The following is a 25,383-nucleotide window of genomic DNA, read 5'->3' as shown; positions in this document are numbered from 1 at the left end:
TAAGTTCACTGCATCCTGCAGTAACGTCTGTGTGATCTGCATCATGCAGACCTTAGTTTGACTGACTACGCACATCGCTGTGCGATTTATTTAAAACTTTGAATTAACAGGTACGTTTTGTCTTGTTTAGTTTTCAAAGATCATCTCAACCTCATCTCGAGGCGACTTTTTCAGTATAACATTTCAGCGTTTTGCTGTCAAATGTTTTTTGTTTTTATTTCTCCGCCGCTGTGAGCTTTTTGGTGAAGCGCATCAGCGACGTTTAATAATATACCATGCCTATGATTCAGCGTCAACACTTTTTTTGAAAGAATATCCTCGATGATATACTTCCTGCCCTTTGGTCTCTATTTGAGATACTTCAACAAAGCCTTTTTCCGTCAGGTAATCAAGCATGACACCGAGATCTTGGGTGAAGTGCACCAGTTCAGGGTGCTGAAGCAATTCTCCAAACTGCCACATTTCTTTTTCTTTCATCACTTGAAAAAGGTGCGCAGAACCGATTTCAGCTTTTGAATGGATGAGAAAATCATTTGCTAAGAATAATAATTCAAGCCTTTTCTCCAAGCTTTCGTGACTCTCGACAAGTTCGGAATATAGCTTATATACCTGCGGCTCAATGTGACGGACCTGGTTCCAGACTGTCGTTTCGGGATAAAACCCCCGGTCAATCACTTCTATGCGGGCCAAGTGGTGAAGAGCGTGCACTACCGCATAATATGCATCCAGAAAATGATCAGCTTCAAAAAACGCTTTTCCTTCTACAAATCTTCTGATCAGCTTGCCGTATTCCATTCCGATCTTTAATTTCCGCTCGGCGAAAGGAAAAGTGCTGAGCCGGTCATTGAGTTCAGATATATATTCATTGCGGTCAAACAGCACTTTACCGTTGATGATCCAATCTATGACTCTTCTATTTGTCCCAAGCAGAATCCATTCCTGAAGCAGAGCATCCGTTACAATATGTAAAGAAGCGGTTTTGTGTTCGAATTCATAATGCTTTATAAAAAGAGGTTCATCAGCCTGTTTGACAATGACAAGCATGACCGCATCAAAGTTATCCGTGATGGATGATGCTTTACTCCTTCTCTCAATCATAAGGACGGCCAGCGTATCGGGATGACTTGCTCTTTCTTGGTAAATTGGACGGAGAAGATTGTCCATTACGATTCCTCCAATGCGATTGTTTCACTAGCTATTGTTTCTACATTTCTATGATAAAACATGAAAGTCCTTTTTTCTAAACACATTGCACTATTATAACAAATTTCCTTTTAGGTGCCATATTTATTCTTCCCTTTTCTTACGAAAACATGAAGAATATGCCATCTGTTTTGTGCTATAGTTAAACCAGAGGGGGATGGACATGGCGAAATACTCAAGCAAAATTAATAAGATCAGAACGTTTGCGTTAAGTTTGGTTTTCGTTGGGTTTATCATTATGTACATCGGGCTGTTCTTTAAGCAGTCTGTTTTGCTTGCCAGCTTGTTTATGATTCTCGGCCTGCTGTCGATCGGACTCAGCACCGCCGTTTATTTTTGGATCGGCATGCTGTCCACAAAAGCGGTTCGGGTGATGTGCCCCGCTTGCGAGAAAGAAACGAAGATTCTGGGAAGAGTGGATATGTGCATGCATTGCAGAGAGCCGCTTACATTGGATAAAGGATTGGAAGGCCAAGCGTTCGATGAGTCTTATAACAGAAAAAACAGTGTAAAATAAACGAAGCTGACCGTATCAAAGCGGTCAGCTTCGTTTAGTGGTTTTCTTTTTTGGAACATTCTTGGCAGACGCCGTAAATCTCCAAACGGTGGTGGCTTACCTTAAACCCTGTGACGTGAGCAGCAAGCTGTTCCACTTCGTCAAGCCCGGGGTAATGGAAGTCCACGATTTTTCCGCAGCTTTCACAAATGGCGTGATAATGGTCAGAGGTGACAAAGTCAAATCTGCTGGACGCATCTCCGTACGTCAGTTCCTTTACAAGCCCCGCTTCCCGGAATACACGCAAATTGTTATACACTGTCGCAACACTCATATTAGGGAATTTCCCTTCCAAGGCTTTATATATATCGTCCGCTGTCGGATGTGCCATAGAATCCACGAGATATTCCAGAATGGCATGACGTTGAGGAGTAATCCGGACTCCCGTATCCTTCAACGTGTCTAAGGCTTCTTTTAATTCATGTGCAGCCATCCGTCATGCACCTCTCTTCTAAAAAAGATTCTTACTTTATAATGTTTATAATTAGTGTACATCTTTTTCCGGTCTCCTGTCAAATGTAATCTGAAGAAAACCCCGTGAGTTCAGCATTTGTCCATTAATTAGACGCAATTTGTTCCAATTCGCGAAGCGCCTCGGCAACGTGATCTTTCACTTTTACCTTTCTCCACTCCTTCACAAGACGGCCTTCTTTGTCTAACAAAAAAGTGGATCGCTCGATACCCATATATTCTTTCCCAAAATTCTTCTTCAGCTTCCACACATCAAAAGCTTCCGCCAGTTTGTGCTCATCATCAACGAGGAGCTGGAAAGGAAGATCGTGTTTTTGCTTAAATTTTTCATGTTTATCACGGCTGTCAGGGCTTACTCCGATGATAACCGCATCAAGTCCCGCGAAACTTTCGTGCTGATCACGGAAATCACATGCTTCCGTCGTGCATCCGGGTGTCATGTCTTTCGGATAAAAATAGAGAACGACGTACTTCCCTTTAAAATCCGTCAGTGCTACTTCTTCCCCGCTGTCATTCACTAATTTCATATCCGGTGCTGTTTGTCCGATTTCAATCGTCATTTCTTATACCTCCGGGTTTTTTATTAAGCGTATCCAATTCACGTTAAGATTACAACCGTTATCCCCCCGCTCTTTTCTGGAAGCATGAACCGTTGTGCTCGCAATGAAGCATGCTACAATAGAACATGATGTAAGGAGATATTAGGAGGGTCATTTTTTGTATACAAAATCAGTTGAACTTCATAAGGAAGCGTTAGAGCATATCGTCGGAGGCGTGAACAGCCCGTCCAGATCCTATAAAGCGGTAGGCGGCGGTTCACCCGTTGCGATGGAAAAAGCGAACGGCGCTTATTTCTGGGATGTAGACGGGAATCAGTATATCGATTATTTAGCGGCTTACGGCCCGATTATTACCGGACATGCCCATCCGCATATTACTGAAGCGATTAAAACAGCGGCTGAAAACGGCGTGCTGTACGGGACGCCGACCAAACATGAGGTCACTTTCGCCAAAATGCTGAAGGAGGCCATTCCTTCACTTGATAAAGTACGATTCGTAAACTCAGGCACCGAAGCGGTGATGACAACGATCCGGGTTGCACGCGCTTATACAGGCCGGACAAAAATCATTAAATTCGCCGGCTGCTATCACGGCCATTCTGATCTCGTACTTGTCGCTGCGGGTTCCGGCCCGTCTACGCTCGGCACCCCTGATTCCGCCGGCGTGCCGAAAAGCATCGCCAATGAGGTCATTACCGTTCCTTTCAATGACATTGAAAGCTACAAAGCCGCGCTGGATAAATGGGGTTCAGAAATTGCAGCGGTTCTCGTCGAGCCGATCGTCGGCAACTTCGGCATCGTTGAACCTGAAGAAGGATTTTTAGAACAGGTAAATGAGTTGACCCATAAAGCGGGCGCGCTCGTCATTTATGATGAAGTGATCACGGCGTTCCGTTTTATGTACGGAGGCGCGCAGGATCTTCTTCAAGTGAAGCCTGATTTAACGGCGCTCGGTAAAATTATCGGGGGCGGCTTGCCGATCGGCGCTTACGGAGGCAAAAAAGAGATCATGGAGCAGGTTGCTCCGCTCGGCCCGGCATATCAAGCCGGCACGATGGCCGGAAACCCAGCATCTATCCTATCAGGCATCGCCTGCCTGGAAGTGCTGAAGGAAGAAGACGTTTACGAGCGGCTTGATGAGCTCGGCGCCAGACTTGAGCAGGGCATTCTCGCCCATGCGGAGACACATGGCATTACCATCACCGTCAACCGTTTAAAAGGCGCGCTCACGGTTTACTTCACTGATGAAAAGATCGTCAATTACGAGCAGGCGGAAAATACGGACGGAGAAGCATTCGCCAAGTTCTTCAAGCTGATGCTTGAGCGCGGCATCAATCTCGCTCCATCGAAGTATGAAGCTTGGTTTATCACAACCGCACATACTGAAGAGGATATCGACGCCACTTTACAAGCCGTTGAAGATGCGTTCAGACATATGAAAAAATAACTGCTGAAACAAGCGGGAGCCCGGGGCTTCCGCTTTTTCTTTTTGTCCGATTTGTGAGATAATGGTTTTTTTAAAAAAAGACCTTGAATAATTGGTATGATCCCTGTATATTACTTTATTGTTTAGCAAATCAGCCGACAGGGAAATGTAAGTGTCAGCCGTTCGTTCGGCACATAATTTATTAGAGAAAGGAATGCACGCACAAACCAATGAAACTTGGTGCCCGCATTTTTAAAACAGGGATTGCGATTACGCTCGCGCTCTACTTAGCATCATGGATCGGACTTCCGTCGCCGATCTTTGCCGGGATTGCAGCTATATTTGCCATACAGCCCTCTATTTACAGGTCTTTTCTTATCATTATTGATCAGGTTCAGGCAAATATCATCGGCGCTGTCATCGCTACGGTATTCGGACTGATTTTCGGACCGAGTCCGATTATGATCGGATTGACCGCAGTGATTGTCATCACGATCATGTTAAAACTGAAAATTGAACACACCATTTCGATTGCGCTCGTGACGGTTATCGCGATTTTAGAAACACCGGGAAACAGCTTCCTGACGTTCGCTCTGATACGAACAAGCACCGTTATTTTAGGCGTGCTGTCTTCTTTTATTGTGAACCTTGTGTTTCTTCCGCCGAAATACGAAACGAAGCTGACTCATCATACGGTTGAATATACCGATGAGATCATGAAATGGATCAGGCTGACGATGCGTCAGTCCACGGAACACTCGATATTGAAAGAGGATATTGAGAAGCTGAAGGAAAAAATGATGAAGCTTGATCATACGTACCTTCTTTATAAAGAGGAGAGAAGCTACTTTAAGAAAACGACGTATGTAAAGTCGCGCAAGCTTGTTTTATTCAGACAGGCGATTATTACGGCAAATCGGGCGCTTGATACGCTGAAAAAGCTGCACCGCTATGAAAACGAGATTTATCATATGCCGGAGGAATTTCAGGAGACGCTGACAGAAGAAATTGATTATCTGCTTCATTGGCACGAAAGGATTCTGATGCGGACGGTCGGCAAGATCAAACCGCATGATGACGATGCTGAAGAAAGCATAAGATATAAACAGCTTTTGACGAAGTCTTTCTTGAAAAATCAGCAGAACTGCGAGGATGAACTGCTTGATTACAATATGCTCAGCATTATGGCTGCGGTTGCGGAATACCGCGAGCAGCTGGAGCATCTCGATACATTAATTACGAGTTTTCAGACATACCACCCGAAAGACAGCGAATTAGAAACAGACGAAGAGTAACCCGGTGCTTCCGTAAAACCGGGTTTTTTTGCATTCAAAAAAACGTATGCCGCCCATTCGGACGGCATACGTTTTTGTATCAGTTCAAATTCTGAATCGTAAATAAGTGTCTGTACTGGCCGCCTCGGGCCATTAATTCCTCGTGCGTGCCGGTTTCGACGACGGCGCCGTTTTCCATGACGACAATTTTATCCGCGTGCGTAATCGTGGACAGCCTGTGGGCGACGATAAAAGTCGTCCGGTTTTTCGCAAGCTTTTCCATCGCTTCCTGAATGTAGTGTTCACTTTCAAGATCAAGAGCCGATGTCGCTTCATCCAAAATCAGCAGCGGCGGATTTTTTAAGAATACACGGGCGATCGAAATCCGCTGCTTCTGCCCGCCTGACAATTTGACGCCCCGTTCGCCGACTTTGGTTTCGTATCCTTCGGGGAAGTTCATAATAAATTCATGGGCATTTGCCGCTTTTGCAGCCGCAACCACCTCATCCAGAGACGCTCCCGGTTTACCGATGGCGATATTTTCACGAATCGTCTCACTGAACAGAAACGTATCCTGAAGCACCATTCCGACTTGATTGCGGAGGCTTCTCGCTTCATAATCGCGAATATCTGTGCCGTCAATCAGCAGGCTGCCGCCGGATACATCATAAAAACGCGGTATGAGGCTGACAAGCGTCGATTTTCCGCCGCCGCTCATCCCGACGAGCGCGACGGTTTCCCCTTTTGTCACCTTTAAGGAAACGTCCTGCAAAATCGTTTCTTTTCCTTCCTCATAACGGAACGAGACATTTCGGAATTCAACTTCGCCCTTAATGCCGTCAGCTTTTAGTGCATTCGGTTTATCAGTCAGTTCATACGGCTCGTCGATAAATTCAAATATGCGGTCCATTGAAGCGATCGACTGGGTCAGCGTCGTCGATGAGTTGATCAATCTTCTGACCGGATTGTACATTCTGTCAATATAGCCGACGAACGCAACCATCGTCCCTACCGTCAGCGGGCCGTTTATGACAAAATAACCCGCAAATGCGATAACGAGCAGCGGCGCCAAATCCGTAATGGTGTTCACAACTGCGAACGTTTTCGCGTTCCAATTCGTATGACGGATCGCTTTGTCCAGAAAATGTCCGTTTTTTTCATCAAAATTGGCTTGTTCATAATCTTCAATGGCGAAACTTCTGATAACGGGCATCCCCTGAACTCTTTCGTGCAAATGTCCCTGAACTTGGGCGAGTGCCTGAGAACGCTCACGTGTCAGTTTTCGGAGACGGCCGTAAAAGTATTTCACTGAAATTCCGTATAACGGAAACAAAATGACAGATATCAATGTCAGCTTCACATCGAGTGTAAACATAATACAGATGACGATCAGCACCGTCATCATATCAAGCCAGATATTCATCAGTCCCGTTATGACAAAGTCTTTTGTCTGTTCGACATCATTTATCACCCGGGAAATGACTTCGCCCGTTCTCGTGTTGGCATAAAACCTCAGGCTCAATTTTTGAATATGATCGAACAATACCCCCCTGATATCGTAGAGCACCCGGCTGCCCGTCCATTGCGCGAAGTATTGCCGATAGTACTCTACCGGGGGACGCAGAATTAAAAACAGCACGAACATGATGCCCATTATCGTGAATAGCGATGATGTTTTAGCGCTTGCCGTTCCGCTCCCTTGAATAATGTCATCGACCACGTATTTTAACAGAAGCGGGAGAGCCAGCGGGATGGAGAATTTTATAATGCCGATTAACACTGTGATAAAAATTTGTTTTTTATAAGGTTTTACAAATTGCATATAGCGTCTGATTACGCCCACACTTTATCCCCCTCTCTCTTTAAGGCGTGTGAGCCCATGTGAAAAACCTGTTGACACCCCAACAGGTTTTTTATTGTATTCTTTATTTTGTATAGCGCAGATACCGTTCATACCACATATCAACAAATTCCGGAGCAAACGGTCCTTTCCGCTGATGAATCCAGTGCAGCAGCGTATTCAGATACTCCTTCAGAATGCTGTCGATCTCTTTAGGGTAATTCATTGATTTGCGGTGGTCATCGTATTCATCCTCGTCAAGAATGTTATATGTCATATCCGGAAACACCTTGACATCCAAATCGTAATCAATATATTTGATGGCCTCTCCGTCATAAGCGAACGGCGAGCTGATGTTGCAATAATAGTGTACCCCGTCATCTCTCAGCATTCCGATGACGTTAAACCACTGACGGGCATGAAAGTAGCAGATCGCCGGTTCTCTCGTCACCCACGTCCGTCCGTCGGATTCGGTTACCATTGTCCGGTCGTTAGCTCCGATGATACACAATTCCGTACTTTTTAAAATCGTCGTTTCATTCCAAATTCGATGAAGCAGCCCGTTATGCTTATAGCTGTGAATTTGAATGGTTTCTCCTTCCTTGGGATATCCCATATTTCTCCCCTACTTTCTGTAAAGCCCTGCAGTCAATGCAGCCGCAATTGCTTTCCGACAAGTCTTTTCACTATTATAACGTTACGAATTAAAAAATGAAAATAAAAGAACCACTCCGCTTCCGGAATGGCACATTCATTTCTGCACATAGGAAGACGGCTTTTCCGTGCTGCGATAAGACTGGATGACTTGCTCTGTCTGCCTTTGGAATAACTCCTGTATGCCGGCCAGGTCTTTTCGCTTTGTCGCAATTTCGTCCTGTACATTGTCCAGCTTTGCATCTCTTTCCAGACTGATGAGTTCCGCTTCCACCTGCCGGCAGCGGTCAAGTTCTGACTGCAGCTCGAGAAGCTGATCCATGATTTTCATCTGTTCACTTACAAGCTTTTCAAACTCTGACATCGGGTTCCTCCTTAGGCTTTTAGGTTGATACTCCTTACCATTTCGATTTTACGCCGGAAAACCCTTTGACTCATTCTGTAGAGGAATCACAAGTTTTGTCGTTTCGGCAACAGAAAAAAGCACTTCCATCCGAAGATGAAGTGCTTTTTCGTTTCAGTGATTAGCTGTTTTGCTGTTTGTTTTGTTCAGCAGATTGGTTTTGCTTTCTAACCTGCTGCGCATCAGTTTCACTGCCGAATTCAGTGCCGTATTGACCCTGACCGGAAGCTGATTGCTGGTTTTGTTTTTTCACCTGCTGAACGTCTGTTTTGCTGTATTTTGAGTTTGCCATTGTTATCACCTCCACGCACTTTAGAATGCGCAGGAGACGATAAGGCTATTCATCTTTTTTAAAACTTATACGAGCAGAGAGCGTCCGCCGTCAATAATGATGGTCTGGCCGCGGATCATGTCCGCTTTTGAAGAAACTAAAAACTCCACCGTGTCGATCATATCTTTGATCTCGACCATTCTGCCGGCCGGCGTATTTTGGCGGGCATCTTCCAGCAGTTCATCTCTGTTAGGGAAATGCTTCAGCGCGTCCGTATCAATCGCTCCGCCTGACACCGCGTTTACGATGATGTTTTTCGGAGAAAGCTCAACCGCCAGATAACGGGTTAACGATTCTAAAGCGGCTTTTGAGACACCGACCGTCGTATAGTTTTCAAGATAGCGGATGCTGCCGAGCGAGCTGATGCTGACGATGTGGCCTCCTCCGTTTTTCTCCATCATCTTTGCCGCTTCCTGGGCGCAGAAAAGCAATGCTTTCGCGTTGATATTCATCGTCCAGTCCCAGTGTGTTTCTTCGAGTTCCATAACCGGTCTCAGCACGCCTGAAGCCGCATTATTGACGAACACGTCCAGTCTGCCGAATGTTTCGTCAATCTGGCGGAACATGTCTTTGATTTTTGCCGGCTGGCCGACATTAGCTTTAATAACGAGCGTTTTAACGCCGAGTTTTTCAATTTCTTCGGCGGTTTCTAATGCCGCTTTTTTACTGCGGGCGTAATTGATGACGATATTGTATCCTTTTTCCGCGAGTCTGATGGCGGCTGCTTTCCCGACGCCTCGGCTGCTTCCCGTGATCAGTGCGCATTTATTTTGTTCCATTTTTCCTCAGCTCCTTGCTGTGTATAGTTCTTTTCATTCAACAAACAATAAAAGCAATATGTGTTGAAAGGGGTCTTTTATATGTATGTCGGACGTGATATGGGCGAATTGGCCATGATGCCCAAACAAGATTGGAGAGATTCAGAGCTCGCCTATTTCCATCATGCCTTCCAGCAAATTATGCCGTATTTAAACGAAGAAGGCCAGTCCAAATACCGGGAACTGATTCAGGAAATCGAAGCCCGCGGCGGACTGAAACGGAATGAAGCGGATTACGGCCACGGCACTCGCGTCAGCTATGACTGACGCTCTTTAGCGGCCGCTTTCTTCCGCCATTTTCCATATCTTTTGATGGGAAACGGGAAATGCGTATTCCTTGAGCTCCTCTTTTGTGACCCGTATAAATTCCGTTGTACCCGACACTTGTTTTACTTTACCGAAAAAGACCGAAATATTCCAGACGAGATGGGTGAAAACATGTTCTACGATGCCTTCCAGCTCCCCGATTTCAGCGGTTATTCCCATCTCTTTTTCTAAATAGGCTTCAAGCTGCTCTCTTTCGGTTTTGATTCCTTTCTGGGTTTCGGTATTCGGAAACTCCCACAGGTTGGCGAGCAAGCCTTTTGGCGGCCGTTTATGAATATAGACATCGCCTTGATCGTCTGTCAGCACAACGGCTGCCATTGTTTTTATTCCGGGCTTTTTCTTTTTGCTTTTAACGGGCAGCTCCCGCTCTGTCCCTTCCGCAAATGCCGAACAGTGCTTTTGTACGGGGCAAAGCAGGCATGACGGCGATTTCGGGGTGCAGATGATCGCGCCGAGCTCCATTAAACCCTGATTGAATTCAGATGGTTTTTCATGAGAAATGAAAGCGGATACCGCCTGTTCGAAAATGGTTCTGGTTTTAGGTTTTGCGATATCGTCCCATATGGAAAGAATTCTCGACATGACACGCATCACATTGCCGTCTACGGCGGGAATCGGTTTGTTGTATGCGATGCTGAGCACGGCGCCTTTTGTATAAGGGCCGACGCCTTTCAGTCCGCCAAATTCCTTTTCCCCGGCAGGGACGACTCCCCCGTACCGCTCATGCACTTCTTTTACGGCACTTTGCAGATTTCTTACACGGGAGTAATAACCTAGCCCTTCCCAGGCTTTGAGCACTTTTTCCTCATCGGCTTCAGCGAGCGCCGAAACGGTCGGAAATTGCTCAACAAACCGCAAGAAATAAGGAATAACGGTATCTACGCGCGTCTGCTGCAGCATCACCTCTGACACCCACACCCGATACGGGTCCTGATTTTCTCTCCACGGCAGAATTCTCTGTTCTCTTTCGAACCATGTAATTAAGTCCTCGCGAAATTTGTCTATATCTTTTTGTTTCATTTTTTCTTCAAGTGCGTTCATATCTTCTCCTCAGATGTTTCGGGTTCCGCTTTTCTTGACACTGTATTTTGGTGTAAACTAAGGGCACGTTACGATAATATGTTACATTAAATAGTGATAAAGAAAAAGCGGAAACATATGAGAACGGCGGATAAACGCCATGATTGGGCAAACAGAAAATGGGGAATATCTTATAATGCGAAATATGCGGGCGGCTGATTTTTAACGCCTGCTAGGAGGTCAACAATGGATACTGGCACTCACGTTGTCATGGGTATCGCGCTTGGCGGAATCGCAACTCTTGATCCTGCCGTCGGCATGCACACCCCCATGTCTCAGGCAGTTATGATCGCCGCGCTTGCCGGCTCTCAGGCACCTGATATTGATACCATATTGAAGCTGAAAAATAATGCCGTTTATATTCGAAATCATAGAGGATTCACGCACTCCATTCCCGCCGTATTATTTTGGTCCGTTCTGATTCCGGGCATTTTGTTTATGTTTTATCCGGAAGCGAACTTTTTGCACCTGTGGCTGTGGACGCTTCTGGCTGTCGTTTTGCATGTGTTTGTTGACATTTTTAACGCGTACGGCACACAGGCCATCCGTCCGTTTTCGAGAAAATGGATCGCTCTCGGTTTAATCAATACCTTTGATCCGTTTATTTTCGTCAGCCACTTGGCCGCGATTGCCGTGTGGTATATCGGAGGTCATCCGGGCGTGACATTTCTGATGCTTTATATCATCCTCGCAGGATATTACGCCGTCCGGTTTTTGATGCAGCTGCGGATAAAGCGAAGGCTGCGCGAAATGATTGAAGAGGAGATTGAAACCATCATTATTTCGCCGACGATGAAATTCAGGCAGTGGCGTATCGCCGTGACGACAGCGCATGCCTTTTATGTCGGCAGAAGCCTTGACGGCCATGTCGTGATATTGGATACATTCAACCGCGTGCCCGTTCCGGAAACCGATGTGATGAAGGCCGCGAAACAGGACGAAAATATTGCAGCCTTTCTTTCATTTTCCCCCGTTTACAGGTGGGAGGTCGATACTTTTAAAGATCATTATGAGGTGCGCTTTATTGATTTGCGCTACCGGAGCAAAGGTCACTATCCTTTTGTCGCCATCGTCCACCTCAGTCATGATTTAGAGCTTCTCTCTTCCTACACGGGCTGGATATTCAGCGAGGAAAAACTGCAGAAAAAATTAAAGCTCGGCTCTGTTTAAGAGCCGGGCTTTTTTTGTCTTCTCACATATATAGCGGCAAACACGAGGCTGATCACCGATAGAGCGGCCGCGGGTTTAAAAAACGGCGGGTAATACGTTAATTGAATATCGTTTTTTCCTTTTTGCGCTTTAAATCCGATAAAGGAATAATCCGCTTTTTCAATCTGTTCTTTTCTGCCGTTTATCTTCAGCTCCCAGCCTTTTTCATATGGAATCGGAAGCATGATATACGGCGCGCTGGTTTTGTTTTCATACGAGATATGAAGCGTATTTCCGCGCCATCTGAGATCGGCCCGCGGTTCTTTTTCCGCTTTTCGGTATGCGTTTTTCAGCGTATCGTACCGTTCTTCGTAAAGCGCCAGTCTGTCAAGCTGATACGATCCTTTCGGCAGACGGATTTGGATGTTTTTTGTTTTCGGCACTCTGACAGTAAGATCGTTGACACCTGTTTTGTAAATGGATTGATTCGATTTTCTCGTTGTCGTGTAATCGTTCACTTTTAATGTAAAGCCCTGGTCCTTCGCTTTATTCTTCAAATAAAAGCTGACGTAATAATCGCCGCCGTCCATCTTAGCGGCTTGCGGCGTAATGATCAGGCCGCCGCCGTCTTCGTTTACCGTCAGGATGCCGTCTTGATAATCCGCATGGTCGGCCGCTATCTCTGCATGGCGGATCATATTTTTCGCCTCAGGCGCTTTTTTCGTGTTGGCTGTGCTTGATTCCGTGATGATCCCGTCAAGCATTGCCCGTTCTCTGGCAAGGGCGGGCGCTTTTTTCAGACCGTCCTCGTTATATACGCGATCAGCTGTCCGTACGAACGGAAGCATATATTGATTTTGATAAACCGCATAATGGGATGATTCCATGGTTTTTTTGAACCCGTACGGCACGCCGGCCTCGTTTGTTTTTTCCGTCATATAATATTTTCCGTAAAGCAGGCTGTATAAATTAGCCCTGTTTCCTAATGTCGCATAGCGGCTGACGCTTTCTCTGCCCATATCAATCCGGAGATCGTTCCAGTAAAAGGACAGCAGATTGCGGTTCAGAATGCTTGAGTATACGCTGAATCCGTTGAACCCGTAAATGATCGGGGTGTTATTGAAAACACCGTTCATCCAATCCAAACGGGCAAACGGATCAGGGTCTTTTTCTTTCAGACGCTGAATAAGCTCTGTTTGTTCTTTGCCCTTATAGTCAGGACCCGTCATAAAGGTATGCGATACCGTATAAATCTTCCCGCCTTCTGATAACGCATATTTTTCATATGTATTAGCCGTCAGCACCGCCGTCAAGAGAATGACGGCATAGACGGCGGGCACCGCGCCTTTCAGTCTTGTCTTTGCTGCAAGGAAAGCGGCAATGGTCAGCCCCAGAAGGAGCAGGATAGGCAGGTTGGCCTGATCAGAAATATCCAGGCTGAACCGTCTCACTTGGCTCCAATAGAGCAGAACGGCGAGTACGGCGGATATCAGCATACTCTTCATGCTGATGTCTGAAAGCTTAGAAAGCCCTGCTGCAACCGTTCCGGCAATCGTGAAGCACAGGACGTATTCAAACCTGTTTTGCGGAGCTGAAAAACCGTTAAAGGCGCTTGCCGCAAACGGACTGAAGTGAAACAGAATGTACAGCAGACTGATTCCCGCAAACAGCCGGAACAGCCGGTTTTTATATAAAGAAAATGTAAATAGAAAAAGTAAAAAAACCGCCGGCAGAATGATTATCCGGCTTGAAAATAAAATGTTGTCGGAAAAATCAAGCCATGCAATCTGCTCTGAATACGGCGGCCGCAGATTATGAAGATATCCGTATACGACAGGGATAAAGGAAACTGCGCTTATGCCGAACCCGAGAAGGCCCGACAGAATAAATATCCTGCATTGAGTGAGCCTTTTCGCCTCATTGCCTTCAAGGGGGATCATCCACCTGAATAAGATATAAATGCCGATGAAAATCAGATTAATATACGCAAAATAAAAGTTGTTGATCAATGTCAGCGCACAGGCGAAGATAAACCACGCCGGCTTTTTTTCCCTGATGATTTTTTCCGCGCCGAGCACGAGCAGCGGCAGCCACACCATACTGTCAGTGAAAAAGTCCCAATACACCTCATGCCGGAAGTAGATAATCGAGACCCCGTACAACACGGCGCCGGCAAAAGCAGGCACCGTCCGTTTGACGAAATAGCGGAACACACACGCCGCCGTGAATATGATAAAACTCTGCTTGGCGATGCTGATAAAAACGGAGGCCTGCGCCCAAAACAGCGCATCAGCCTCACCCGCCAGCTGAATAAGCTGCAAAAAGCGGACAGCGGCGGAGATAAACAGGAATAGAAAAGAAGTAGAGAAATAATAGCCGAGCTGACTGTACACTCCCCCGCCCAGTCCGAACGAATAGCTGTAAAACAGCCTGCCGTTCATATATTGATCAAACAGCAGCTTTTTGAAGACCGCCATTTGGGCGATCCCGTCTCCAGACCCCGTCATATAGCGGCCTGCCGACCACTCTTTTAAGAAAAAAATATGAGCGGCTGCCGCAGCCAGCACACAGGCTGCCGGCAAGATCCATTTATTTTTTTTCATACAATGTCCCCAGACCCTGCGCACAGCGGCGGCTGTTTAATGGTTCCACTTGCGCTTTTTTGTATAATTCGTTTCATTTTGTTCTCCGTACGTTATATTCGCTTCTTTAATTAAATAGTGCGGGCGTTTTTTTGTTTCATAGTAAATCCGGCCGATGTATTCTCCGATGATGCCGAGACTCAAAAGCTGGATGCCCCCTAAAAACAGCACGGCGGAAATAATGGTGAAGTATCCGGGTACGGACACGCCGTGTGTCAGAATATGAACAAAGGTCGTTACAATATAAACCATCGACAGAAGCAATATCAGAATACCGGTGAAAAAGCATACCCTGAGGGGCTTGTTGTTGAAGGAGACGACACCGTCCATTCCGTAGTTGAACAGATTGCTGAATGACCATTTGGACGTGCCGTTCTTCCTTTCGACATTTTCATAAAATACGATTTTCTGGTCAAACCCGATCCAGCAGAACAGCCCTTTCGAGAAACGGTTCCCTTCACTCAGCTTCAAAAGAGCATCAACGGCCTGCCGGCTCAGCAGGCGGAAATCTCCGACCCCGTCACGCAAGTCCACTTCGACGGCTTTGTTGATAAATTTATAATACAGGGAAGAAAGCACGGAACGCACGGGGCTGTCCCCTTTTCGGTTGCGCTGCGCGATGACTTGGTCATACCCTTCTTCATAGCCTTGAATGAAGTCTTTCAGCAGATGGGTCGGATGCTGCAGATCGGCGTCCATCACGATTACCGCTTCGCCCTGCACGTGTTCAAATCCTGCCAGAATGGCCGCTTCTTTCCCGAAGTTGCGGGAAAAAGATATGTATTTGACGCGATGGTTTCTGGCGGCCAGTTCTTTAATCTGCTGAAGGGTGTCATCCGCGCTTCCGTCATTGATGTAGAAAATTTCATAGTCATAATGAATCGTCTGAAATTCTTTTTTTAAAGATTCATGGATGAGCTTGACGTTGTTCCCTTCATTGTAAGACGGAATAATAATTGAGATTAACCTTTGTTTCATGAAGGCACCTTCTTTGTATTATTCTTTTTTTAGGACGGCCTTAAAGGAATTGTCCGCAAAACTTCAGTAAGGCTTTTCCTTTTTTTAATGACGTTTAAACCCTTTTTTTGTTACAGGGAAAGAAATTTTTTTCTGCATATGATTTATATTTTGTCATGTTTTTCGGCAGATATGAGAAAAAAAAGAAAAAGTCTGTACGCGAGACAGACTTTATTGCTGAAGGTATTCATGAATCAAATGGCTGACGATGCGCGGTTTTTCGTGAATGACCCAATGTGAGGCATCATCTATGAAGATTAAGTCGCCGTTTGGAATCATCCGTTTTGTTTCCTTGGCGAGCTTTTTGCTCAGCGCGCGGTCGTTGACGCCCCATATTAACCGGTACGGAACGGGCATTTTAAGCGGAACGGCAGGGCCTAAACCGCCGGCTCTGATCGCCCGGTACCAGTTCAGCATCGCCGTGAGCGCTCCTTTTCTGCCCCATGCTTCTTTGTAGCTGTCGACATCTTCCCGTGAAAAAAGCGCCGGGCGTTCAGATAAGCCGATCGCGTGATCCAATACGCGGTAATCGTCTTCAGACAATCTCCGTTCCGGCTTTTCCGGAAGCTGAAAGAAAGCGATATAAGAGCTTTTCTTCCACTGCGGCGGGTAGAACGGTGTGACCTTCCGCATAACCGCCGGGTGCGGGATATTGACCGTGATCAATTTTTCAACGTATTGCGGCCGCGTGGATGCCAAATGCCAGGCCACGGCTCCTCCCCAATCATGTCCGATGACGACGGCTTTGTCATTTGTAAAATGAGTGATCAGCCCGATAATGTCGTCTCTGAGCGTATCAATGGTATAGTTTTCAATGCCCTCCGGTTTGTCACTGAGATTATAGCCGCGCTGATCAGGCACGACAACATGGTATCCGGCATCCGCCAGCGGTTTGATCTGACTCTTCCAGCCGTACCAGAATTCCGGAAACCCGTGCAACAGCACCGCCAGAGGACCGTCTTTCGGACCGGCTGAAGCCGTGTGCAGCGTCACTCCGTTTGTTTCGATCATGTGAAACGTAATGTCATTCATCGATTCTCCTCCCCGTTTGTTTCAATCTTCTTTCTGTTAAGACGATGATCAGTACGCTGATCGCAATCAACAATACGGCCTGAACAATCAGGGCGAACGGCTGAGTAAGCCGGATAAGCAGGCTGCCCGAAAATCCAGCTGCCGCCGAAATAAGGCCGAACAGAATCATGAGGAGCGCACTGAATCGATTGCCTTCTTTCCACTGCGACTCATCCGCCATAGAGCGCTTCGTCCGATATCCGTACAGGCTGCTGATCGACTTCGGCGGAAAAAATGTGACTGAAATGCCGGCCGCAGCCATCAGAAGGCCGCCGATCACCATTATCATATCCATCACTCTCCTTTTCATCTTTTACGAAAGGAAAGGCGAAAAGTTTCAGAAAAAAAGCAGGCTCATTCGCCTGCCTGAATCTTTATTTTTGAGTTAAGTCGGCCGTTTTCACATAACCTGCTTTCCCGCCGTATGTGATGTACGCCCATTTACGGTCAAACCCTCCGTCATGGCTGAACCCCCAGCCGAGCACATTGACGGTTTCACCCGCTTTAACGGACCCTTTTTTGCCGGTTTCCAAAGTCGGCGTATAAAAATCGGTTTGTTTCGCGGTCACCGCCTTCACCGGCTGCTTCATCAGAAAATGCGTGGAAATATAGGCTTTGTGACCTTTGTAGTCAATTTCAGCCCAATCTGCTCCTTGAAGCCGTTTAACCTTTACGGAATCCTCTGAACGAAGCGTGCCGATAATCCGCCCTTGTTTATTGGGTTCTTTGCGGACATTAAGTTCTCCTGCTTTCACGATATATGTATCTGCTGCGGTGTCTATTTTTGTCTGGTGAACTGCTGCGGCATTCGCTGCCGGATCAAAAAAAACGGTGCCTGCGGCTAAAAATAAGCAAAGTCCTGCGGCCGGAATAAATGCGGTTAACCCCTTTTTCATGTTCATTGTGGTTCCTCCCCGCTATTTTATAAGTTATTACACATTTCCACATTCCGCCGGTCGTCAAACATGATTTTCCCATTTCTTTTATAAAAAGAAAAAACCGCCGGACGGTATCCGGCGGGCTCACTGCTATATTAATGCAGGAGACCCCTGCTTTGATCCAAATAATGAGAAACGTCTTCCCGAACGCTCTGGAACATATGGAGCTTGCTGCCGTATGATTCGATCCATTCCTTGACGACGCGTTCCGTCATTTGCTCTCCTTGATACGGGCGGCCGGCTTTTGCGTAAGTCGCTTCGAAATCTCCCCATAAAAGCTCAACCCAAGTTCGCGCTTGCAAATAGCTGAGCATGTCATTTTTCTCAAGCAGCAAATTCGTCAGTTTGTCGATATATGTATTCATGTCTCTGTCTCCTTTCCTTGGGAAAACCTGCTGCTTTTACGCAGCTTGTCACAGGCATATACTAACTTTACGTCTTCAGTCCAGAAGGCGCAACCTTTTGATATTGGCCGAGGGGGAAAACAAATGGTCCGGAACAAGGCAAAAGGATTTCCTAATCAGAACAATAATAAGTTTGAAGGCGAACCGCGGGCAAAGGATGACTACGCTTCTAAACGGGCGGACGGTTCAATTAATTCGCACCCGCAAGAGCGCATGAGAGCTTCAGGCAGACGATAACACACACCGTAAGAGACCGGGAATGACCCGGTCTTTTTTTTGCGAAAAAAACATCCTCTTGCGGTCATAACGCTAAATAAATTCCATAATATGTTAAATGTTAAAACGAAAGCCGGTAGACAAAAAAGGAGGGGTTTTATAAAATGAAGACAGTTTCAAAACGATTGCTGAGCCTTACCGCATTCTTACTGTCAGTTTCATTATTTGCTGTTTCAGCTGAAGCAGCGGGCAGCCCGCAGACATCTGTATCAAACAGCGGTGAGGAGTTTGACGCAAATCAGAATCAGCCTGTACAAACAACACAGACATCCCCCGCTTATGAAGGAACGGGCCTCACCAAAAGACAGCTTGCACAAAACAGCAAAGCTGACATCAAGTCATTAAAGCCTTCCAGTATTATTGGGACAGACGAACGAATCAGAATTTCTCCCACAACATCATTTCCATATCGAGCGACAGCACAGCTGACCGTTACATACAGCGGCAGCACAAGCACCTACGGATGCACCGGTTTTTTTGTCAATGCCGACACGATCGTTACGGCGGGACATTGCGTGTATGATCAGAAAAACGGCTGGGCATCGAAAATTACGGCAGCTCCCGGCCGCAACGGGTCATCGTACCCGTACGGCTCTTATTCAGGCAAGACATTCTACAGTGTCAAAGGGTGGACAGAAAACGGTGACACAAACTACGACTACGGCGCAATCAAAGTAAACGGGTCGCCCGGGAATACTGTCGGCTGGTACGGCTACCGGACGACCAACAGTTCCAGTCCGGCCGGGCTTTCCTCAACCGTGACAGGATATCCGTGCGACAAAGTGTCCGGTTCCATGTGGTCGGACAGCAAGCCGATACGTTCTGCCGAGACATATAAACTCACTTACACGACAGATACGTTCGGCTGCCAGAGCGGATCGCCCGTTTACCGCAATTACAGCGACACCGGCCAGACCGCCATTGCCATTCATACAAACGGCGGGTCGTCTTACAATCTGGGAACAAGGGTGACAAACAGTGTATTCGACAACATTCAATATTGGTCAAATCAATAAAGCTTTTGTTATCTTTCTCGCGGCGGCCGTTTTATGCGGATGCGGCAAAGCGGATGATTCCGCCGCCAAAAAAGCACTGCCCGTTACGCTCCATGTTGAGGATGCAGACGGTTCACCGGCGGCCGGTGTGACGGTTACCGTGATGAAAGCGGCGGAGTCAGATCATCAGCCCAATATAGACCGCGGAGAGATAATAGGCAAGACTGATCACCACGGCGAGATGACATGGAAAAGCGGCGCGAAAGGAACCTATGCCGTCGTTTTTGAAAAAGACGGAGTACCGGAAACCCGGAATATTTCCTTAGCTGAGAGTGATAAACATACGGTGATCAGCATTACATTGAAACACTGAAAAAAGCTTGCAGGCGGAATATCCCCTGCAAGCTTTTTGTTATCCTTTATGCACTTGGTATTCATAAACATCTTTCTTCTCAGACAGATGAGCGAACGTGGAAAGCACAAGGCCGAGAGCCGTCATCAGCGCACCGCCGGCAAACAGCCATGAGTAAGATCCCGTTCCCCCGAGAATCAATCCGCCGATCCAGGCGCCGAGCGCGTTTGCCAGGTTAAAGGCGGAAACGCTCACCGCAGCGGCTATTGTCGTGCCGTTTTCAGAGGAAGAAATAACCTTGGTCTGCAAAAGCGGCGGCGTGCCGAACGCACATGCGCCGAACAAAAATGTCGCTGAAACGGCGGCGGCGGGAAAGACAGCGATATAAGGGAAAATCGCCAAGACGCCGATCAAGCCGATCATCACACCGATCATCGTGCGCGTCAGCAGTTTGAGCGGCACTTTCCCCGCGAAGAAATTCCCCGCCACTCCGCCGAGACCGTAGGCAAATAACGCGCCTGTGATGCCGACTGTGCCGAACCCCGCTGAATCTCTTAAAATCGGCTCAATAAACGTGTAAGCGATAAATACGCCTGAGTAGCCGAGAATGGTGATCGCAAAGGAAAAAATCACTTGTTTATGCTTAAAGACACTCCATTCATTCATCAGCATCGGAATCACTTTCGGTTTTCGATTCGGTACGACCAGCATCAGTCCGATCAGCCCGATCAGGCCTAAAACGGAAATAATGAAAAAGACGGCACGCCAATTAAGGGCATCCCCTAAATAAGAGCCGAACGGGACGCCGAGCATCAGCGCCACGGTTAATCCGCCGTTCATGGAAGCCGCGGCGGCGGAACGTTTTTCAGGCGGCACCATTTCACTCGCAAACACCATGGCGATCGCAAAAAAGGCTCCGTGAATGGATGCGGATAAAATTCTGGAAATCGCCAGCACGGCGAAGTTCGGCGCAAAGACGCTCATCAGGTTGGCAAGGACGAAGATGCCCATCAACCCTAGCAGCACTGGCTTTCTCGGCAGCTTAACCGCGATAATGGTTACAATCGGGCCCGTCAGGCAGACGCTTGCCGCGTACGCCGTAACAAGCATGCCCGCTGAAGATACATGTATATGAAAGTCATCGGCAATCGACGTCAGAATACCCATGACAGCATATTCCGTATACCCGATGGAAAATGTGCAAATCATTAAAACAAAAATCATTAATTTCACAGATGGCTGTTTCATTTTGATATTCAACGCAAATCGCCTCCTTTTTATTAAAAAACAACGAATTCCATCTTAAAAGATATCAAAAATGAATTCAATCATTTTTTACTGAAAGGTTGAGACGAATGTGCCCGAAAAGAAAAAGAGGCCGGAACCGGCCTCTTTTGTTATTATTTTTCTTTTAAAACGGAAATCGGCAGTGCTTCTTCCCCGTCAGACGGGGAAGATCTGTGTCCCCAGGCGAATACGCCGTTGATGTAATCAATGCGGAAAGTGTCATCAGAACCTTCTATCTGATACACCCCGCCGGGCCGAAAGTCTTCCGGGTTCAGCATGTAAGCTTTGGCCATCGTCATTTTCCGTTCAAGCACGGCCAGTTCATTTACAATGCCCATCTGTTCAGCTTTTCGCGCTTTTTCCGTCAGTCCCGCAATTTCTGTCTGTAGTTCATGAGGCGTCATTTGACTGTATCGTTTGTCCATTTCAGTTTACTCCTCTTTCTGCAAGAATTGATCAATATCGTCAATCGAGAATCCTTTTCTGAATAAGTACTGTTTGACCTTCATTCCGCTTTCATAGCTGCCGTCATAGCGGTATTTCCTGATCGCTTTTTCCGCATGAGCCTTCAGAGCTTCCATCTCGGCTTCATCATCATTTTCATACTCCGTCTGCTCCAGAGCGGCATTGATGACGTCAAAAGGGAAACCTTTTCGCTGAAGCTGCATCTGCGCCCGCTGTCTGATCTCTTTTGTGGACAGCTTTTTGTCTTTTTTGAGGATTTTGCCGATATGTTTCAGCGCTTCTTGTATCTGCTCATCAAATGTAAACGCGCTGAGCGTCTCCTTGATGGTATCGTCGTCTATTCCTTTCGCTTTCAGCTCGCGGAACAGGACGTCAGGGCCTTTGCCGTTTGTTTTTTTGTGGGTGCTCGCATAGGCTTCGGCAAATTCTTTGTCATTTAAGTAGCGGTAATCGTACAGTTTATGGATGACTTCAGAAATAACCATGTCCGGTGTTTCTTTTTTCTTCAGATGATCCCGGACTTCTTTTTCAGAGCGCATCCGGTATGATAAAAATTCTACGGCGCGGTTAAAGGCTTTTTTCACGTCATCGCCGTGCTGGATCTCAAGAATGTCAAGCTCGTCAAGTTCTTTCCCTTTTTTCAGGTCAAAACGCACAAGCACGTCGGCGTCGACGCTGAATGCATATTTCTCATCAAGAAAGATGTTGAAGCGCTCGGTATTTTTCTTTTGGGTCGATATTTTTGTAATAAACGGCATCCCGGTCTCCTTTCCCGCCCCGATGTTCAGGCGTTTTTCTTTTTGGCAAATGAGGTACAGTATATGTATCAACGTGTAAGGAGAGATGGATATGAATATCGCGATGACAGGCGGCACTGGTTTTCTGGGCCGGCATCTGACAGGTGTGTTTACCCGCCGGGGACATCATGTCTATATTTTATCAAGAAAACAGAGAGAAACCGAACAAAAAAATGTGACATATGTTCAATGGCTGGCCGAAAACGCAGCGCCTGAGCGCGAGCTTCCCCCTATTGATGTATGGGTGAACCTCGCAGGCAAATCCATCTTTGACCGCTGGACGGACACAACGAAAGAACAAATCATTTCAAGCCGGGTAGAAGCGACGAGAGAAGTCAGACGTATTATGAAGCAGCAGCCGAAAAAACCCCGGGCTTTAATTCAGGCAAGCGCCGTCGGCATTTACGGCACCAGCACTGAGAAAACGTTCACTGAGCAGTCCGATACGTCAAATGAAGACTTTCTCAGTCATACGGCTCATATGTGGGAGCGTGAAGGCCAGAAAATTGAAGCGCTCGGCATTCGGACGGTATATGCCAGATTCGGGGTGATGCTCGGTGAAAAAGGCGCCCTGCCGCTCATGGTTCTTCCTTATAAGCTGTTAGCCGGAGGCACCGTCGGCTCTGGACGGCAGTGGCTGTCATGGGTTCATGTCGATGACGCCGCGGAACTTATTGCTTTTGCGACGGAGCATGATGACTTGTCCGGTCCCATGAATGTGACATCGCCGAACCCCGTAGAAATGAAGCAATTCGGAAAGACGATCGCAAGCGTCCTGCACCGCCCCCATTGGATTCCCGTACCGGAATTTTTTCTGGAGAAGGCCTTGGGGGAAATGAGCCTGCTGATCGTAAAAGGCCAGCGCGCCCTGCCTAAGCAGGCGCTGACATCCGGTTTTCAATTTACGTATGAAGAACTTGAGTTGGCTTTAAAGGATCTCTTATCTGCATAAAAACGGAAATAAAAGCCAATCCTATTGGTATTCTGTTTTGAAGGAGGGTCTTCTTTTATGGAAAAGAAGCGCGAAAAACATCAGCAGGGAGCCAATCTAAAAAAAATGCAGGAAGTCCTTTATTCCGGTGAATTCAAAAAAGCGGAAAGAGCAGCCAAACGGAAATAAACTGAATAAAGATCGGGACCGGGCAGATACTATGTTTGTTTGATATCACTTTTTTCAGGGGGCGATTGATATGGGCAGAAATCATACTCACAAAAACCGTGATAAAAACAAACAAAAACTTCCTCAAGTTCCGGATGCTTTGAAACGCGAAACAGACGGCACGTACGAGGAATATTCAAGCGAGCTTGCTGATTCCGCTGACCGCGAAGCGCAGGCGCGGATGAAAGCCGCTGACAACAGAGCTAAAAGCAAAACCCGCTAATACGAAATCCCCGCCTCTGTATGGAGACGGGGATTTTTTTACAACTCGGTAAACAGGCTCTTTGCCGGCGTCCGTTCTTTCGCCTTAGGCTGTTCATCCGGATAGCCCGTTTGAATGATGGCGGCGAAGCGCTCATTGTCTGCAAGGCCGAAGTCTTGGTGAACCTGTTTGTCATACATGATGCGGCCGCTTTTCCAGACCATGCCGATGCCGTTTTCATGTGCGAGAAGCTGAAGGTTTTGAATCATGCCGCTCAGCGCCGCGAAATCATCGTTTCTCGTAAATTCATTTTCATCTTCTTTTAAGACGACCAGCAAAAATCCCGGAACGGCGCTGAGATTTTTTCTCATGTTCCGCTCTTTTTCCTCGTTGAAATCATCTTTTATTTTTTTGAAAAATGAGACGTAGCTGTCCGCAAGCTTTGCTTTTCCCGCTTCGCTTGCTGCGTAGATAAAACGCCATGGCTCCGTCAGTCTGTGGTTCGGTGCGTAAACGGCCGTTTCAAGCATATCTAATATGACTTCAGAAGGTACGGTTTCCGGTTTAAACGACCGGATGGATCTTCTGTTTCTGATTGTATGTGCAAGACTTTCGTTTTGCTGTAATTGTTCGGTTTTCGGCATGCCGATTCACCTTCCTATTCAATTGAAAATGATTATCATTTATAATATAACGGATACGACCGTCTTTTGTAAACCGTTACGGAAGCTGAAAATTGATTGATTCGGCATACACGGCCGTTCCCGTCATCTTGATGTTCATCTCTCCGTTTTCCTCCGTAATCCTGATTTCCACTTTTCCGTCTTTCCCGATTTCCTGGCCTTGCTCGATCGTGAGGCATTCGGCTTCAGAGCCTCCGTATTGCCGCATATAGGCTGCCATGACGCCTGAAGCGGTTCCCGTGACGGGATCTTCGGTCGTTCCGGAGAAAGGGGAAGAAAAATGACGGCCGTGCAGATCACTTTCCGAATGAACGGTTTCCAGAGAAAACGGATGAACGCTCGCTTTCGGAAGATCGCGCAAAACAGCGGGGAATTGTGCGTTTTCAGGCACCATATTCCGTGATGCTTGAAGTGATCTCAGAGGAACAATCAGTGTCCAGATCCCCGTTGATCCGTAAACAATCGGCAGCTCGCTGTGAAAATCCTCAGCCGTAATCCCGAGCGAGGCCGCAAGCTTTTCTTTGTCGCCCGTAAACGGCAGAAATTGCGGGGGTGCCTGTTTGAGCGTGATGTATACCCGGCCGTTTCGTTCAGCGGCTTTTGCGGGAAGAATGCCGGCTTTTGTCTCAATTTGATATGTCTGATCAGCCTGAAGCCTTCCCTTTTCAATTAATGCGTAAAGAGAGGCGACGGTAGCATGTCCGCATAAATTCATTTCGTGGCCGGGTGTAAAATAGCGGATGCGCAGATCGGCTTCTCCGCTTTTGCAGAGAAATGAGGTCTCATTGTACCCTGCCATTTCGGCGATCATCTGCATCTCTTCATCTGAATAATCATCTCCGTTAAAGACGATTCCCGCGGGATTTCCCAAATCAGGAATATCGGTAAACGCTTCATATTTAAACACGGTTGCCTGTTTCATTCATCAGCCTTCCTTTCACCTTATGATCATGTTATTCAGTATAACAGAGTAAAATTAGAATTTTTAGTTAATTCTTCAAAA

30 protein-coding genes and 1 pseudogene are annotated in these 25,383 nt (G+C 46.9%); 11 read left to right on the top strand and 20 right to left on the bottom strand.

The genetic code is table 11. The annotated features are described in order from the left end of the window. Positions 1–279: 279 nt before the first annotated feature. Positions 280–1,164: a nucleotidyltransferase-like protein gene (locus tag ACWJJ5_RS17195; protein ID WP_003155463.1), complete on the bottom strand. Its 885-nt coding sequence runs from the start codon at positions 1,162–1,164 to the stop codon at positions 280–282. A 202-nt stretch (positions 1,165–1,366) separates the two neighbouring features. Between ACWJJ5_RS17195 and ACWJJ5_RS17190 the strand changes: the two genes are divergently transcribed. Next, complete coding sequence (locus tag ACWJJ5_RS17190) at positions 1,367–1,720, top strand: YgzB family protein (protein WP_003155464.1); 354 nt, start codon at positions 1,367–1,369, stop codon at positions 1,718–1,720. A gap of 34 nt (positions 1,721–1,754) precedes the next feature. Here ACWJJ5_RS17190 and perR read toward each other — a convergent pair whose 3' ends face one another. Together perR and bcp are read right to left on the bottom strand one after the other, a co-directional pair. Beyond that, positions 1,755–2,192, bottom strand: coding sequence for a peroxide-responsive transcriptional repressor PerR (perR, locus tag ACWJJ5_RS17185; RefSeq protein WP_003155465.1), 438 nt, complete (start codon positions 2,190–2,192; stop codon positions 1,755–1,757). 124 nt (positions 2,193–2,316) lie between these two features. Next, positions 2,317–2,790 (bottom strand): thioredoxin-dependent thiol peroxidase, encoded by a 474-nt coding sequence (gene bcp, locus ACWJJ5_RS17180; protein ID WP_003155466.1) that lies wholly within the window; start codon positions 2,788–2,790, stop codon positions 2,317–2,319. A 157-nt stretch (positions 2,791–2,947) separates the two neighbouring features. Between bcp and ACWJJ5_RS17175 the strand changes: the two genes are divergently transcribed. Both ACWJJ5_RS17175 and ACWJJ5_RS17170 read left to right on the top strand, forming a co-directional pair. Continuing rightward, positions 2,948–4,237, top strand: coding sequence for a glutamate-1-semialdehyde 2,1-aminomutase (locus tag ACWJJ5_RS17175; protein WP_454022573.1), 1,290 nt, complete (start codon positions 2,948–2,950; stop codon positions 4,235–4,237). Between the two features lie 209 nt (positions 4,238–4,446). Further along, positions 4,447–5,511, top strand: a complete 1,065-nt coding sequence (locus ACWJJ5_RS17170; RefSeq protein ID WP_003155468.1) for an aromatic acid exporter family protein — start codon at positions 4,447–4,449, stop codon at positions 5,509–5,511. A gap of 79 nt (positions 5,512–5,590) precedes the next feature. Here the strand turns inward: ACWJJ5_RS17170 and ACWJJ5_RS17165 are convergent, their stop codons facing one another. From ACWJJ5_RS17165 to fabL, 5 genes and pseudogenes are all read right to left on the bottom strand, one after another. Beyond that, positions 5,591–7,333: an ABC transporter ATP-binding protein gene (locus tag ACWJJ5_RS17165; protein ID WP_145956745.1), complete on the bottom strand. Its 1,743-nt coding sequence runs from the start codon at positions 7,331–7,333 to the stop codon at positions 5,591–5,593. Positions 7,334–7,415: 82 nt separating this feature from the next. Next, complete coding sequence (gene ntdP / locus ACWJJ5_RS17160) at positions 7,416–7,946, bottom strand: nucleoside tri-diphosphate phosphatase (protein WP_003155475.1); 531 nt, start codon at positions 7,944–7,946, stop codon at positions 7,416–7,418. Between the two features lie 135 nt (positions 7,947–8,081). Next, positions 8,082–8,348: a YgaB family protein gene (locus ACWJJ5_RS17155; RefSeq protein WP_003155476.1), complete on the bottom strand. Its 267-nt coding sequence runs from the start codon at positions 8,346–8,348 to the stop codon at positions 8,082–8,084. Between the two features lie 160 nt (positions 8,349–8,508). Next, a pseudogene (locus ACWJJ5_RS17150) lies at positions 8,509–8,661 on the bottom strand (gamma-type small acid-soluble spore protein); the annotation flags it as partial. A gap of 83 nt (positions 8,662–8,744) precedes the next feature. Continuing rightward, entirely contained in the window at positions 8,745–9,497 is a 753-nt protein-coding gene (gene fabL / locus ACWJJ5_RS17145) for an enoyl-[acyl-carrier-protein] reductase FabL (protein ID WP_003155478.1), read from the bottom strand. Positions 9,498–9,578: 81 nt separating this feature from the next. Here fabL and ACWJJ5_RS17140 point away from each other — a divergent pair, with 81 nt between their 5' ends. Beyond that, positions 9,579–9,803 (top strand): hypothetical protein, encoded by a 225-nt coding sequence (locus ACWJJ5_RS17140; RefSeq protein WP_003155479.1) that lies wholly within the window; start codon positions 9,579–9,581, stop codon positions 9,801–9,803. A gap of 6 nt (positions 9,804–9,809) precedes the next feature. Here ACWJJ5_RS17140 and mutY read toward each other — a convergent pair whose 3' ends face one another. Next, positions 9,810–10,904, bottom strand: coding sequence for an A/G-specific adenine glycosylase (mutY, locus tag ACWJJ5_RS17135; protein ID WP_454022572.1), 1,095 nt, complete (start codon positions 10,902–10,904; stop codon positions 9,810–9,812). A 225-nt stretch (positions 10,905–11,129) separates the two neighbouring features. Between mutY and ACWJJ5_RS17130 the strand changes: the two genes are divergently transcribed. Further along, complete coding sequence (locus ACWJJ5_RS17130; RefSeq protein ID WP_003155481.1) at positions 11,130–12,113, top strand: metal-dependent hydrolase; 984 nt, start codon at positions 11,130–11,132, stop codon at positions 12,111–12,113. Here ACWJJ5_RS17130 and ACWJJ5_RS17125 read toward each other — a convergent pair. From ACWJJ5_RS17125 to ACWJJ5_RS17100, 6 genes are all read right to left on the bottom strand, one after another. Then, entirely contained in the window at positions 12,110–14,695 is a 2,586-nt protein-coding gene (locus tag ACWJJ5_RS17125) for a YfhO family protein (protein WP_454022571.1), read from the bottom strand. The two genes, ACWJJ5_RS17130 and ACWJJ5_RS17125, sit on opposite strands and share 4 nt — an antisense overlap. Before the next feature lie 36 nt (positions 14,696–14,731). Beyond that, positions 14,732–15,712, bottom strand: a complete 981-nt coding sequence (locus ACWJJ5_RS17120) for a glycosyltransferase family 2 protein (protein ID WP_003155484.1) — start codon at positions 15,710–15,712, stop codon at positions 14,732–14,734. A 210-nt stretch (positions 15,713–15,922) separates the two neighbouring features. After that, positions 15,923–16,783 carry an alpha/beta fold hydrolase gene (locus ACWJJ5_RS17115; protein WP_070081525.1) on the bottom strand — a complete coding sequence of 287 codons (861 nt, stop codon included), beginning with the start codon at positions 16,781–16,783 and terminating at the stop codon, positions 15,923–15,925. Further along, positions 16,776–17,111: an SdpI family protein gene (locus tag ACWJJ5_RS17110; protein ID WP_138091930.1), complete on the bottom strand. Its 336-nt coding sequence runs from the start codon at positions 17,109–17,111 to the stop codon at positions 16,776–16,778. Before ACWJJ5_RS17110 ends, ACWJJ5_RS17115 begins: the two co-directional genes overlap by 8 nt. 85 nt (positions 17,112–17,196) lie before the next feature. Next, a complete protein-coding gene (locus ACWJJ5_RS17105) occupies positions 17,197–17,724 on the bottom strand; it encodes an SH3 domain-containing protein (RefSeq protein ID WP_070081523.1) in 528 nt (175 codons plus the stop codon). Positions 17,725–17,855: 131 nt separating this feature from the next. After that, a complete protein-coding gene (locus tag ACWJJ5_RS17100) occupies positions 17,856–18,125 on the bottom strand; it encodes a YfhJ family protein (RefSeq protein WP_003155492.1) in 270 nt (89 codons plus the stop codon). Positions 18,126–18,248: 123 nt separating this feature from the next. Here ACWJJ5_RS17100 and ACWJJ5_RS17095 point away from each other — a divergent pair, with 123 nt between their 5' ends. The 3 genes from ACWJJ5_RS17095 (at position 18,249) to ACWJJ5_RS17085 (ending at position 19,808) form a co-directional block, all read left to right on the top strand. Continuing rightward, positions 18,249–18,401, top strand: coding sequence for a small, acid-soluble spore protein K (locus tag ACWJJ5_RS17095; RefSeq protein ID WP_003155495.1), 153 nt, complete (start codon positions 18,249–18,251; stop codon positions 18,399–18,401). A gap of 143 nt (positions 18,402–18,544) precedes the next feature. Beyond that, positions 18,545–19,456 (top strand): trypsin-like serine peptidase, encoded by a 912-nt coding sequence (locus ACWJJ5_RS17090; protein ID WP_003155497.1) that lies wholly within the window; start codon positions 18,545–18,547, stop codon positions 19,454–19,456. Beyond that, the gene (locus tag ACWJJ5_RS17085; RefSeq protein WP_101562836.1) at positions 19,419–19,808 is read left to right on the top strand and encodes a DUF2606 family protein; all 390 of its coding nucleotides are present in this window, start codon (positions 19,419–19,421) and stop codon (positions 19,806–19,808) included. The genes ACWJJ5_RS17090 and ACWJJ5_RS17085 overlap by 38 nt, the downstream gene beginning before the upstream one ends. Before the next feature lie 39 nt (positions 19,809–19,847). Here ACWJJ5_RS17085 and ACWJJ5_RS17080 read toward each other — a convergent pair whose 3' ends face one another. The 3 genes from ACWJJ5_RS17080 to recX all read right to left on the bottom strand — a co-directional run bounded on the left by ACWJJ5_RS17080 (position 19,848) and on the right by recX (position 22,297). After that, positions 19,848–21,041 carry an MFS transporter gene (locus ACWJJ5_RS17080; RefSeq protein WP_025650229.1) on the bottom strand — a complete coding sequence of 398 codons (1,194 nt, stop codon included), beginning with the start codon at positions 21,039–21,041 and terminating at the stop codon, positions 19,848–19,850. A 146-nt stretch (positions 21,042–21,187) separates the two neighbouring features. Next, the gene (locus ACWJJ5_RS17075; RefSeq protein WP_025650230.1) at positions 21,188–21,499 is read right to left on the bottom strand and encodes a YfhH family protein; all 312 of its coding nucleotides are present in this window, start codon (positions 21,497–21,499) and stop codon (positions 21,188–21,190) included. Between the two features lie 6 nt (positions 21,500–21,505). Then, a complete protein-coding gene (recX, locus tag ACWJJ5_RS17070) occupies positions 21,506–22,297 on the bottom strand; it encodes a recombination regulator RecX (RefSeq protein ID WP_107994488.1) in 792 nt (263 codons plus the stop codon). Positions 22,298–22,388: 91 nt separating this feature from the next. On the opposite strand from recX, the gene ACWJJ5_RS17065 reads away from it, so the two are divergent. The 3 genes from ACWJJ5_RS17065 (at position 22,389) to ACWJJ5_RS17055 (ending at position 23,718) form a co-directional block, all read left to right on the top strand. Continuing rightward, on the top strand, positions 22,389–23,288 hold the full coding sequence (locus tag ACWJJ5_RS17065; RefSeq protein WP_317461790.1) for a TIGR01777 family oxidoreductase: 900 nt from the start codon (positions 22,389–22,391) through the stop codon (positions 23,286–23,288). A gap of 57 nt (positions 23,289–23,345) precedes the next feature. Continuing rightward, the gene (locus ACWJJ5_RS17060; RefSeq protein ID WP_003155504.1) at positions 23,346–23,456 is read left to right on the top strand and encodes a YfhE family protein; all 111 of its coding nucleotides are present in this window, start codon (positions 23,346–23,348) and stop codon (positions 23,454–23,456) included. A 70-nt stretch (positions 23,457–23,526) separates the two neighbouring features. Then, complete coding sequence (locus tag ACWJJ5_RS17055; RefSeq protein WP_003155508.1) at positions 23,527–23,718, top strand: YfhD family protein; 192 nt, start codon at positions 23,527–23,529, stop codon at positions 23,716–23,718. A 38-nt stretch (positions 23,719–23,756) separates the two neighbouring features. Here ACWJJ5_RS17055 and ACWJJ5_RS17050 read toward each other — a convergent pair whose 3' ends face one another. Then, complete coding sequence (locus ACWJJ5_RS17050) at positions 23,757–24,341, bottom strand: nitroreductase family protein (RefSeq protein ID WP_007408549.1); 585 nt, start codon at positions 24,339–24,341, stop codon at positions 23,757–23,759. Positions 24,342–24,417: 76 nt separating this feature from the next. Then, positions 24,418–25,302 (bottom strand): PhzF family phenazine biosynthesis isomerase, encoded by an 885-nt coding sequence (locus tag ACWJJ5_RS17045; RefSeq protein WP_448197666.1) that lies wholly within the window; start codon positions 25,300–25,302, stop codon positions 24,418–24,420. Between the last annotated feature and the right edge of the window lie 81 nt (positions 25,303–25,383).

The organism is Bacillus sp. JK74 (genome assembly GCF_053663395.1).
Note: the sequence above shows the minus strand (reverse complement) of the source record. Positions and strands in the feature narration are given on the sequence as shown.